This window comes from Mediterraneibacter sp. (genome assembly GCF_030825015.1).
GTDB lineage: Bacteria > Bacillota > Clostridia > Lachnospirales > Lachnospiraceae > Mediterraneibacter.
Map to the genome: position 1 here is coordinate 40,133 of NZ_JAPJQP010000013.1, position 12,332 is coordinate 52,464.

Consider the following 12,332-nt stretch of genomic DNA (forward strand, 5'->3'; position numbering starts at 1 on the left):
TGTACTAAATTATTACTAATCAGCTATGTTTTGTATTCCTCTGAAATTCCCTAAAATTCTCTTCTTGTCCATTTAAACAAAATTTCATTGTTAATCTGCTTCAATTGTATTTCGGCTATCCATATGTCAAAAACCATATATTTCACAAATTCTCAAAATAAAACCAACTATACAGTCAATTTTACCATTTTGATTAAATAATTTGTATTTAAGCGAATACGTTTATATCCGCTTCCTAGTCCATCACTGATTCGGCTAAACAATGGTACTGGCTTTTCATCAAACGAAAATGTAACAGAGTGAAGAGTATATGTCATATCCTTTTTCATACAAATATCATCAAGTGCAATTTCAATTACCTTTTTTCTTCCCCCATAATACGGATTAAGTATTTCTATTTCATAAAGGTTGCCTTCAATATATCTTGCTTTTTTCAAGGGAAGAAGCATCGATTCTTTTCCTGCATCGATAAAAACCAGACCTACGGTATGTGCCATATTATTAAGTATTTTCAAAATTGCGTCGGGTTCTTTATATATCTGTTCATCCGAAGGAATAATAAAACTATTATGTTTTACCTGTTCATCATATTTCAAATCCATCAAAGTTTGACAAGGCATGGTACCTCTTATTACCCTTAATTGGTCTTCTATATAACTCAAGCAACCTTCGATATCGATTCGTTCCCAATAATAATGTTTTGTTGCCTCCTCCATCAAACGATGCAATGGTTCTGCCGTTTCAATCTGAAGCTTATCTTTATCGATATAAACAGCATTGCGATTTCTCGAGTATTCTTCCAAAAATCCACTGTTATTACAATTAAGAACCATCCAAATTGTTTTCGCATACAAATAAACATCAGATTTTTGGTAATCCACACCATCAATTTCCTCAACTGACTGAAATTCAGGTGGACGAATTGCCCGTGGACCTAGAGGCTCATTCATTTCTGTTATGTGTTCATCTGTATCAGCAATATTCCTAACAAGCCCAAAATCAGATAGACATAATCGCCCATCGAATAGCAAAAGATTCTTTGGCTTAATATCTCTGTGTACAAAGCCAAGTTTATGTAATTGCCTTATACAATTCCCCAAAGCAAACATCTGCTCCATTTTTTGCAAAACAGAAAATTTTTGTGGGTTATACTGTTCTGCTTTTGGCATTAGATACCATAGTACATCTGGTTCTTCTTCACAATATACTGAAGTATCATATATAGGAATAATTCCGCTAACTTTATCTTGAAAAGAAAGAACTGTTTCAATTTCTTTTCTAAATCGCAGCTTTCTCTTTTCTAGTTTTTTCTCTTCATTTGATGTTACATCCAAAAATTTGATAGCGTAATCTTTTTTTTGTGGTAACAAGTCACCTCCCTCAATAATGTCTGCAACAAAAACAACGCCATTTCCACCGTTTCCTATTTTTTTCTTAATGAGATACGTTCCATATTTTCCTATCACCTTTGAACCCATTCTGGAAGAGATACTAGTACCAGCCATTTTCAGCATCCTTCCTTTCTCTTTCAGAGTCTTTCTTATAGGTTTCATACAAGCCATAAAAAATCTTTGCAGTTTTTGGATAATATGATTCTAAATACTGAGCATTCTCTTTAAACTCCTTCGCCATCCTAAGTTCTTCTTTTCCTGCTGAAGGACTGAATACGCCACGACGATTATATACAGCTACCTGATACGCTCCGTTCATCTTCTCATCGCCATATTTCTCAATCATTTTTCTGACTGCTTCACATGGTTCATGACCATCAGTACCTATCGGCGAAAAAGAGAACAAACGTCCTAGAGTTGTCGCAAACAAGCTTTCTTGATCATTCTCAAGCAGTAATTGTCTATATTTTTCTATCCATTGTTCTAGCTGTTCTTCTGACACTTCTCCATTACTTTCTGTCGGACAAAATCGAGCCTTCTCATAGATTGTATACATATTGTGAATGTACGCCTGATCTTTTGAATGTTTTTCTGCCGTGCCATGATCCTTTTTAAATACCCCTTCTACCAGTTGTGCAAATAATTCCGGAGACTGCTTGATTATATGATGGAAGCATTTCATATTCTTCCAATCCAACAAATTCATAAATATAATCTCAAGATGAGTAATTCTGATACATTTTTGCGGATCATCGATATAAGCCTCTTGAATTACACCTATAAGCTGTTCAACATGATAGTCTATCAACTGATTGCCCTCTGAATGTGGCATACTCTCAATATCTTCAAAACACTCAAAGATCTGTTCCGCTGACAAAGGTTTTTGATAGTGAATTAAATGAACCTGATCAAGATACACAGCAAGAGTAGCATACTTTTTACATTCTGCTAATGCCCAAAACTTATTGTGCTCATCACAATAAAAGCAAGTTTTCCAAAACTCTTTTTTTATCGGTTCAGAGGCGAATGTAACGAGCGGAATTTCTTTGGTTCTATGCGCTTCTATCTTATATACTTCCGCCAAAATTTCCGCCGAACAACCGTGATTTGATAAATCCTCAATAATTGTGTCACATGGTATAACCTCACTACTTCTTATGCTTCTTAAATAGTCAATTGCAATTGCGCCTGATACTTGAACTGCTAATAGTTTTTTAAACGTTGTAAAATCCCATTTACCATCATTCCAATATTGGGCTAGATAATTTCCCAAAGTAGAAAACGATTCTTGGGCGCAAACCTTTGCCAATACAGTTAAATCATATCCATATGATTGGAATTCTACTATTTTATCTCGAATCAACTCTCGTGTAGCTGATTTGTTATCATCGCTTTCCCCTTTTTGTTCATAAGGAACAGGGTGAAGAAGTGGATAATCATGATTGTTTACGAATAAATAACTATATTCATATTCCGAAGTTTTAATATTAATTTTATCAAGAAGTTTTTCGTATTCAGCAATTTTTTCTTCTGGCATTGACCAATCTGAAGACGAAAAATATCTATGTTTATAAATAAGATGTCTAATCTCATTTTTAATCCGCATTACTTCTTCATCAGACATTTGGCTAAGTTCATACAAAAGTTGTTCAAAAATGTTCTTATTTAAATTTTCAGGCACCTCACCTAATAAATCAATCATTTTCTTCCAACGATCCACCGAAAAATCCATGTGCTTTATAAGAAGTTCAAAATAGCCCAAATACGCCTTTCTCATTTCAGCTATAGTAGTTGCCTGTGCTTTTTCATGCTCCCGATATTTTGGTGATGATAGCTCGCCAAACATACTTCTTCCACTATTATTAATCGCCGAATACAAGTATTCCCAAATATTATTATAGTCAATATCAAAAGCAATTTCGGCTGCTGCTAATTTTTCCTCTGCAGTCTGAAGAGAAGAAAAATTCATCCATGTGCAAAATATTTTCGAGAAAATACCCTTCGGAGAATTTGATTTGTACTCAAAATTATAGAAATCTAATTTCAAAAGCCATCGAAACGCCGGCCAAAAATACTCTCTTTGACAAAGGAACTGTTCAATTCCCCACAGAATATCAATATAAGCATTTCTTCCGAAAAGGAAATCACTTGATTGATTTTGAAATAGACATAGAAGACCTGTATCTTCCTTCAACTCGTTTTCAAGTCTTTCCAATGTGGCTTCTGGAGATATTTCACAGAGTTCTCTCCAGAATTTAGATATGTATATCCACTGTTTTTCAGTTTTTACACAATTTAATACTTCCAAAACCAATCTGTTTAAGGTTAATTGCGTTTCTTCGTCTTTCTGATACGCGCCTTTAATGAGCAATGTTTTCAGCATACCTTTTCGTATTGTTTCAGACCAAAATAACTTTTCGCCTTTAAACTGTGCCATCAATCTTTCACGGCTATCATAAGCAAAAAGATCTTCTGATTCATTAATCACTTCATATACAGCCATGACAAAAGATTGCCAAATCTTTTCGTTAGTCAGGACATTAAGATAGCTCCATATATTTTCCGTGCTTGCCAAATAGTATGAAATAAATCCATTACGCTTTATCATGTATAGGAGAGGATCTTCTCCTTTCGCATATGGAAGAACCTCTTCTAAGAATCTATCATATGAATCACCATACAAAGATTCAATGATTAATTTATCACCTTCGATTTCTTCCCAGCTTCCAATAAGGAGACATGTCTTTTTCGCTCTATCACTAACACGCTCCATCCAAGAAGGTACTTTTAAGTACTCCCCTCTAAACAGTTGTTTTTTCATCTGTGCATATAAGCCATGCGTATCTGCTAAAAGAGCATAGGCTTTGTCATACTCCATTCCCGCTTCTTTTAAACATCTTGATAACGTGTCACGTGTTCTTGGGCGTAACTCTAAAACACTCTTGTTAAATACTGGAGTATTCTCATCTATCACAAAAATATTAGTGTTATTCTCAATCGCTACAATTTCTTCCGCATAGAACCAAGGAATGTACACATTCCCTTCATTTTCCAATACATGAAGTTTATTCCATGACTCTATATTTTTGACAATATAAATAGGACGTTTGTCATTAAGTCTCCATAATTCATTAAGAACACAGTAAATAGACTCTTCTCTGCTGCGTCCCCTCACAAAAACTAATTCTTCATATCTCTGATTTTCAAATTCATCTCGAAAATGCTCATCATCAACTATAAAAAATTCTATTCCAATAGATGGATTCTGAGTTTTTCTTCTAAGTTCGATATCCATTTGTCCAGAAGATGCTATTGCTACTTGCTCACGATTGTAAATTACAAGCTCATTTGACATCTTTTCGATTCGATTTTGTAATTCCTGAAAACTACTTTCCTGCTCATCTTTCCATTCCTGTAGGAAATAATGTTCATATTTATCAGGAGCGATTGTTTTTAGCTGTTCAAGCACTGCATAAATTATTTTTATTGTGTAAGTTTCAGCAACTTCATAAGGGATTTCATACTTGTTCATTAATTTCATAAGAGAACTATACAGTCTATGTTTCAATTCATATCCTTCTTCAGATTTTAATTCCTCTGCTATCTGAGTTAAATTTTCTCTTGACAATACAAGTTCTAAATCCTCGAAAAACGAATTCTCTTCCTGTTCATTTTTAATAAAGAATTCTCCTGTACCAACAATTAATTTCTTCCATGCCTGTGATTCTCTAAATTTTTTTACTGCACTCTCTCCAACTGAAGTCAGAACATTCTGCACCTCGGTAGAACCAAGGGATACAATAGCATCTAGTAATAGTTCAATCATATTTAAATCACTCCTTAATCGACAGCAAAAAACTATGCCACCACTCTATACATCGTGTACACATACTCATAAGAAAATCCAAAAAATAGTTTCTATTATTTTTTCTCTTTATCTATTTACTTCTATTTTCGGCAAATTATTTAAACTTACCGTCTCCAATGTCTGCAACTGCTGTACTGCTAACTGTCTTAATAATTCCATTCGTTCTTTTTGACTTTTCCCCTGATTAATTAGAACCGCATTATAACTTTCCAGATTCGCAAGTACCAGTAATTGATTCAGCGTTGCCACATCCCGCATATTTCCCTTCAGCGTTGGATTTTCATCTTTCCATTGCTTCGCCGTCTTGCCAAATAAAACAACATTCAACATATCGGCTTCATTAGCATAGGTATACGCCACCTGTGCAGGCGTTAATTCTGGCGGAATCAGATTTTCTTTAATCGCATCTGTATGTATCCTATAATTCAACTTAGAAATTTCTCTATTCAAATTCCAATTCAAAGATAGTCGACTATTTTCGTCTGTTTTTAAACGTCTATAGTCTTTCATAATATATAACTGGAACTCAGGAGAAATCCAAGTTGCAAAAGACATAGCAATATCACTATGAGCATATGTTCCTCCGTAGCGTCCTGCTTTTGAAACGATGCCAATAGCATCTGTCGCTTCTATCCATTTCTTCGGTGACATTGTAAAAGCATTTGCTCCAGCCTGCTTTTTAAACCCCTCGAATTCGAGGGGTTTAAAATCTGGGTTGTGCAGTCTTTCCCAAAGTCCTAAAAATTCTATTACATCCCGATTTCTCATCCAGTTTTGAATAACCGCCGTGGGGTCATCGCTTTTATATCGGGCAATATCCGTTAGTGAAATAAATTCATTCTCAAAATCCTGCGTATAAATTCCAATATCAATTCCAGCTGCATGAATTGTATCTTTAATTATTTTTCCCATTAATCCTCCCATAAACAAACCATAACATTCTGCAACACCAGATCCTTTTCCCTTTAAGAAAAGTCTGCCAAGTAATTATTTTCATCTTCCCACATTTTCCGATATGCTTCAATATAATCCTTAATACAATCAGGACATAAATACAAATATCTTCTACACATCTTTTTATACAATCCCAGCCTTTTTTCATCACATGCAAAATCCCTCAAATAATCTAGAAAATGAGATAATTCATCTTCTAACACGGTTCTGCTACACACATCTTCAACTAATGGCAGATAAACCTCATAGGCTTTCTGATGTAAGTGGACTATCTACTCTGCAATCTGATAAATATCTTCATCCATTAGATTACCTCAAAATACTTAAGAGCATCCGTTATCGCATCCACCTTTTCTTTCGGCGGATGTTTTCTCGGCTGCTTCAATTCCTCTGTCACATTAGGCGCATCATACATTGTTAATCCCAATAACCTCTTTACCTCCGCAATATAAGCGGTATGTACCTTAAATCCATATTTCTTCTGCACATACTCCTGTACCATTTTATATGTGATTTTCGGTTTCGGTTGATATTTCTTTGCACGCTCCGCTATTGCATCCAAAGACACTTTACCTTCGCCTTCGCCAAATTCTACTTTAACATTAATAATACTATCTGGTGATTTGTGGGACAAGAGCACGACACTTTCGATATGCGGTGAAAGTTTCTTCTTATACTAAATAGCGAAACCGTCACCTTTTGCGAAAAGGTTCATCCTCCACTTAGGGGATAGGATAGCTTGCGCCCCGATTATGACATATAAATCAAACAAGATTATTAAGTAAATTATTTACATAAAGAATATTTCTTATCGTGTCTGCATCATTTCTTACTAATAATCCTGTATGTGCACTATTTCTACGCAATTGATTTACAGCTCGTAAATCTGACAAATATAAGGTATAAGGATGTATATTATTTGTCGAAATCACACCGATTATCTGTCCTAACATGTGCATACTGCTAGGTATTTGACTTCCCAACAGTACCCTTAATTGCTTTTCAACAACCTTACAATATTCCACTATTATAGGTGCAAAATCGATAATGCTCATTTTATGTATTTCATAAAGAGTTTCTGCTGTAATTAAAAATTCCTTTGCATCTGCATCAAGATGTGTATATGTTGAATTAACCCAATTCCGGCTGTTTTGATATATGATACTATCTTTATTTACCGCCTGGACCATTTGATTGAGAACCTCGTCCATTTTTTCTAAATATTTATCCCAATCATCGTTTTCATCCAGATTTAATTGTCCAGAATTATTCTGAAGCTGTATCAATTGAAGCGCCCACTGGCGAACAGAACGTTTCTGCTCTACAGCTTTTTTACTGTTTTGACTAAGTTGTTCCTTAATTTCTATATAACGCTGATTTGCACTTTCTATCTCTGGTAAGGTTTGTTCCCATATTTCCCACTCACTTTTTTGAGGCATTCTTTCTTTCGCAATTAATAAATATGCTTTTGCTTGCTCATACTCTCTCAAAAAACTATATGCTGAAATAATTCCTTTTAAAGCTTCAAACATTATCATGCCAAGACTATTGTTAGATGCTATTGAATACAATTGCTTTCCATTTATATCTTTAAACTGATAAACATTCTCATCCACACTAATATGTTCAAGGCATTTTTGATACATAAAAACTGCATTCTCGTATTGCTTCATTTTCTTATAAATATCAGCAACAACTAATAACGTTGTATCATCCTCTACAATAAAAAGCGCTTTTTTTCCCCATTCCAATGCATCTTCTAATTTCCCTTGCCGTTTCAACAGTTCTGCATAATTTGAAAAATTTTGATTACATGGATGTTCCTCAATCAAATCACACATAACTTTTTCAGCCTCTTTAAATTGTTCGTTCTCCAACAAAGCAATAAAATAATTTCCAGTAATATCTTTTTTCAATTCTTCATCTTCTGCTAATTCTATTGCTTTCTCAAAAAATCCAACTGCAATATCCTTCCTATTAATTTCTGGTGTTAAACATACCCAGCCTAAACTATTATAAGTCACCGAATTTGGATATTCCTCAACACTTCTTTTGCCAAGTTCATACGCTTTAAGTGCATCATTACCAACCCCTAAATAATATGAAATAGCAACTGCACATAAACCTGCATTCATACCAAATTTCTCAAATAATGTATTGGTTATTTCATCTAATCCTTTTTTATTTTCTTCTCTATACTCTTCTCTGTTAGCCCATTCTATTGCATTTTGATATTCTTCTACAATCTGTACACTCATAGGACTATATATATTAGTATCTTCATATTGCGCTAATGCTTTGTTCGCATCTCCGTATTGTTTTAAATCCAAACAAATACCATACAGCATTCTCAATGCCACTTGATTATTATGTTTCAACTCAAGCGCACGTGAGCAAAAATCTTTAGCTTCCTCTAAATCTAACTGATTATGATTTAATAAATATAATACCCTTTTAGCGAGTGCCATATTTACATATGTTCCTGTGACACATATACTATTTTGTTGCTGTTCGATTATCCTTTTTCCTATATCTAATATTTTGTAACACTTATTCGCCTCATTTAGTCCTTTGGTCAATTCAAATTGCTCTAAATACAATACTTGTATTTCTTCCTCTGACATCTTATTGATACAACACAATTTATATTTTTTCCCACTTCCACATGGACATGGATCATTTCTTCCAATTTTCTTCCCCATACATTCTCTTCTTTCATCTAAAACATTATTTTAAGGAACAATAAGCATTCTTCTACTTATTTCTATATACACTGTTCTAACCGCTCACTTTCATATGGCAACAAATATTTTTTTATATTGCTGCGATTTTTCTTAATAAAGTCAATGACTTCATCCTCTGACAGATTAGACGGAATTACATTCTCCAATCTTCTTACAGCGTTACTTGGTATCCCAAATTCGACCAGAATCGATAAATTCTCACGTATAAAATCATTTTCCAATTGTTGTACGAAAAAGCTATAAGACCCTGGTTTAATGTTTCTCTTTTCACATATCAGACGTTGGATACTATCTACAACTCTAAACGCCTTCGGCACAGTAAATTGAAACCAATGTCTGTAGATATGAAATGCTGTTTCTACAGCTTCATCATAATATCTTGCTTTTCTCTCATCTGTCAAAGTCTTTACAGTCGCAATTTTACTATTATAAATATCATTAACAATATCAATAATATTCTTTTTCGTTCTGTACATATTCAAATATCTTGCAAGCTGCTTTACTGAAAACACGCCCCTTTTGCTATCAAAGTTAAATAGATTATTTTCTGCCAGTTCTAAAACATAGTACATTTGATCCCATGTAGGTAATTGGCTCCACTGAATATTTTGTAATACACTTTTTGATTTCAAGTCACTAATTAATTTGTTATAAATCCTGATTTGTCCATTTACAGAAACGCCATTTTGTTTAATAATACTTAATAAATCAGCGGGAAGCGCATTAATCTGATCATAACGATTTCTGACCTCTTGCTTTACATCATTCTTTTTTATGTTAATAAGTATTTCATTTGTCAATATTTCTGGATCTTGTTCATAAAATGGGATATCTATTACAATAGACTTCTGCACCGGAACGTGACAAAAATTAAATATTCTTCCCACATAATGTTCCATCATCCTTCCAGAACGACCCTTAATATTACTGTAGTCAAAAAAATCTATTTCATTTCCTCCCTTTTTTTCATCGAACAAAATTACATTTTTAGCACTAGTATTGACACCTTCAATTATCGTAGAGGTACAAAAAATACAGTTTAACCGTCCCTCATTAAAATACTTAATAATTGAAGCTCCTATATGCTTTTGTAAAGAGCCATCATGAATTGCCACACCGTATTGTAATTCCTTAGCTAAACTCCATTCCGGCGAGACATTTTTATTAATCCATTCTATTAATGGAAGTTGATTATTCTTTTCTCGTCCTATTCTTTGCAAATATTCTAAATATACTTTGGCCATACGCCTTGCTCGTGCAGGAGTTGAACAATAAATAAGCGTTTGTTCATTTCGCAACTCATCTAACAGTTCACACAAAATTGTGATTTTTTCCTTATCAATCTGTTTATCGCTGTTACTCCAGTTAATTAAATTACTCTTATCTATTACATTACAATCTACTAAAGAAAAATCTGACTTATAAAATATTGCATCATATTTTTCTGCAAATCCATCTGTTATTCCATCAATATTGGGGCCTAAGAAGTAAAATCTGGGATGAAATTTATTTACCACCTTCAAAAACGCATTGTTTAAGGTATCTGCCCGGTCATCCTTTCTTCTGAGGCTCAATTTGTAGAATTCATCTATAATAAGAAAATCTATTTGAGGTAGAGGCTCATACTCCATTACCCTTTCCGCTGTTAACAGAAAAAGATTTCTCTTGTCTTCAGAATATGGCTGCGAAGTTCTCACTATAATTTTGTAATCATCGGCATATTTCTTCAATTTTAATCGAGTTTCATCTAACAATGCTAATGTTGGCTGTATGATAACTATGTTTTTATATTTTTTTGAAGCTACGATTTCTTCTATAAGCAAACTTTTTCCAAAGCTTGTTGGCGCACTAGCAATTATATTTTTCCCTGACAAAAGATAATTAGAAATTTTCTTTTGCTCTTTATGTAGATATGTATTCTTTAAAAAATCTGACTGAAAATAACTCATTCGCACATCGTCTGCAAAAGACATAATTTTCAAATCAGAACTATTTTTTTGAATATACGGATAAAATCCTAACGTTTCAATCAAATCCGCCCACACTACATATAAATTTTTATCAATTTTTCCCCAATTATTCAGAACATGTATTACTATCTTTCTCGCGGATAATTCTGCTTCCGCTGAATGTTGTGACAACAATTGTGTGCAATATGAAACAATTTTAAAACTCTGTTCAAAAGAGATTCTTTCTGCATTTTCAATTTCTAATATGATTTCGGTTGTCTTGTCCATATTTCACCTCAAATATTCTGCATATGCCAAAGACGTTTATGCAAATTAATGACTAATTCATTTTTGTCATTTACAGGAAATAGCATAAGTATAATATTAACTCTGTCTTTTAGTGGCATTTTGTTCTGTTTATCAAAATACTCTTTTAACTCTCTGACATTTAATTCGTGGTAGGCTATTGCATTAGGATCATTCATATCAGAAAACTTTTTGTAAATGTCATGTGTATAAGTACAAAGCATTGGTATGTTTATAATATTAAGTTTGTCGCTTAGCTTTGTACAATTCGTTATTGTATCAATCCATTCCTCTCTGCCAGGTATAGAATTATTATCCAGATTCTTTTTAATTATCACAAACTGGTCATTTAAATAGTCTGTATTAATATGTTCATTCAAATCTTTCACTAATGCTTTTATCCCCTCTTTACTATCATCATAAAGCTTACTTTCACCAAGCCATAAAATTTTTTCATTCGTGGAAACATGTACCGCATCAAATCCATGTGCAGGCACACTCGCACTATCTTTGAAATAAACTTTAGAAATTAGTGGTATTGTATGCTTAAATTCCCTTAATATCAAATGCAACAACAACTCACCAAATTCTCCCCTTTTTGCTGTACTGGATCTTTTTAATTCGTTATATGCATTAATATCTTTATCTACACACCACTGTTTCATTAATTGAAAATCTTTGATTTTATAAATGCAATGAGCCGCTTCTCTTAACTTTTCAACAATGTCATTTTGAGGAATATTTGGATCTTCATATTGTGCAAAAACATATTCTGGAATTGTATTGCATATGGCTTTAGTAAAATCATCCAAGCAATATTTGGGATTTCCTTCGTCATCAATATCCATATCAACTAAAAAGGTATTCAAATCATCTTCGTTAACTTTCAGTAATATTACATTCTTTTTATCGAAAATTCTGTTAGCCATATTAAGCAGTACCTCCACAAAACCAAATAAAGTACATAACAACTTGTTCTTTTCATCGATATCTCTACACGCTATTATAATATTTTACCATAAAACTCCACCTTTTACTATCTGCAAAAGAGCAAGAAAAAAAGCCGTTACTGTCAAGTAATCGTTGGCAACTTTCTTTTTGATTTATCTTTTTGTTGAAA

7 protein-coding genes are annotated in these 12,332 nt (G+C 33.4%); all 7 read right to left on the reverse strand.

Annotated elements, in window-relative coordinates:
- Positions 1 to 167: 167 nt before the first annotated feature.
- Positions 168 to 1,505 carry a protein kinase domain-containing protein gene (locus RCH61_RS06980; protein WP_306480265.1) on the reverse strand — a complete coding sequence of 446 codons (1,338 nt, stop codon included), beginning with the start codon at positions 1,503 to 1,505 and terminating at the stop codon, positions 168 to 170.
- A complete protein-coding gene (locus RCH61_RS06985; protein ID WP_306480266.1) occupies positions 1,492 to 5,217 on the reverse strand; it encodes a hypothetical protein in 3,726 nt (1,241 codons plus the stop codon). The genes RCH61_RS06980 and RCH61_RS06985 overlap by 14 nt, the downstream gene beginning before the upstream one ends.
- Before the next feature lie 108 nt (positions 5,218 to 5,325).
- Positions 5,326 to 6,171 (reverse strand): KilA-N domain-containing protein, encoded by an 846-nt coding sequence (locus RCH61_RS06990; RefSeq protein ID WP_306480267.1) that lies wholly within the window; start codon positions 6,169 to 6,171, stop codon positions 5,326 to 5,328.
- A gap of 346 nt (positions 6,172 to 6,517) precedes the next feature.
- Positions 6,518 to 6,775, reverse strand: a complete 258-nt coding sequence (locus tag RCH61_RS06995) for a hypothetical protein (RefSeq protein WP_306480268.1) — start codon at positions 6,773 to 6,775, stop codon at positions 6,518 to 6,520.
- 202 nt (positions 6,776 to 6,977) lie between these two features.
- Positions 6,978 to 8,915 carry an SEC-C metal-binding domain-containing protein gene (locus tag RCH61_RS09940; protein WP_330692939.1) on the reverse strand — a complete coding sequence of 646 codons (1,938 nt, stop codon included), beginning with the start codon at positions 8,913 to 8,915 and terminating at the stop codon, positions 6,978 to 6,980.
- A gap of 62 nt (positions 8,916 to 8,977) precedes the next feature.
- Entirely contained in the window at positions 8,978 to 11,194 is a 2,217-nt protein-coding gene (locus RCH61_RS07005) for a DEAD/DEAH box helicase (protein WP_306480269.1), read from the reverse strand.
- An 8-nt stretch (positions 11,195 to 11,202) separates the two neighbouring features.
- A complete protein-coding gene (locus RCH61_RS07010) occupies positions 11,203 to 12,141 on the reverse strand; it encodes a HamA C-terminal domain-containing protein (RefSeq protein WP_306480270.1) in 939 nt (312 codons plus the stop codon).
- Positions 12,142 to 12,332 lie beyond the last annotated feature (191 nt).

Excerpts from the sequence above, each read along its gene's own strand:
- RCH61_RS06980 (WP_306480265.1), bottom strand. The coding sequence starts at position 1,505 with ATGGCTGGTACTAGTATCTCTTCCAGAATGGGTTCAAAGGTGATAGGA.
- RCH61_RS06985 (WP_306480266.1), bottom strand. The coding sequence starts at position 5,217 with ATGATTGAACTATTACTAGATGCTATTGTATCCCTTGGTTCTACCGAG.
- RCH61_RS06990 (WP_306480267.1), bottom strand. The coding sequence starts at position 6,171 with ATGGGAAAAATAATTAAAGATACAATTCATGCAGCTGGAATTGATATT.
- RCH61_RS09940 (WP_330692939.1), bottom strand. The coding sequence starts at position 8,915 with ATGGGGAAGAAAATTGGAAGAAATGATCCATGTCCATGTGGAAGTGGG.
- RCH61_RS07005 (WP_306480269.1), bottom strand. The coding sequence starts at position 11,194 with ATGGACAAGACAACCGAAATCATATTAGAAATTGAAAATGCAGAAAGA.
- RCH61_RS07010 (WP_306480270.1), bottom strand. The coding sequence starts at position 12,141 with ATGGCTAACAGAATTTTCGATAAAAAGAATGTAATATTACTGAAAGTT.